The organism is Halomonas icarae (genome assembly GCF_009901955.1).
GTDB lineage: Bacteria > Pseudomonadota > Gammaproteobacteria > Pseudomonadales > Halomonadaceae > Halomonas > Halomonas icarae.
The window spans coordinates 1-319 of sequence record NZ_WUTS01000004.1; the positions used below are offsets into that span (position 1 = coordinate 1).

The following is a 319-nucleotide window of genomic DNA, read 5'->3' on the forward strand; positions in this document are numbered from 1 at the left end:
CCAAACACGAACACCGCCTCCTCGAAGGGGTTGAGCGCCATGGCCTCCTGAACCAGCAGGGCCAGCCCGTCGATCTGCTTACGCATGTCGACTGGCTCGCGGCACAGATAGACCCGCAGTCCGGTATCTGGCCGAATCATCGGGCTACCTCCACGACGACGAAGCGCTGCGGGCGATGGCGAGGCGGCACAGGCACATCCTGCACGCTCAGACGCTGCTCCCACGCCAGCAAAGACGCCAGTTCCAGCCCTTGCTCCTCGGCGTACTCGCTCAACGCCATCTGCCGAGACGACGCATGGTACAAATGGCCCAGCCAGAA

The 319-nt window shown here is 63.9% G+C and carries 2 protein-coding genes; both read right to left on the reverse strand.

Annotated elements, in window-relative coordinates; translation table 11 throughout:
* On the reverse strand, window positions 1–140 hold a 140-nt coding region (gene tnpB, locus GRB80_RS16640; RefSeq protein WP_161424381.1), incomplete at its 3' end, for an IS66 family insertion sequence element accessory protein TnpB.
* Window positions 137–319 (reverse strand): hypothetical protein (locus tag GRB80_RS16430; RefSeq protein ID WP_237562127.1); only part of this gene is annotated, 183 nt, incomplete at its 5' end. The genes tnpB and GRB80_RS16430, both read right to left, overlap by 4 nt.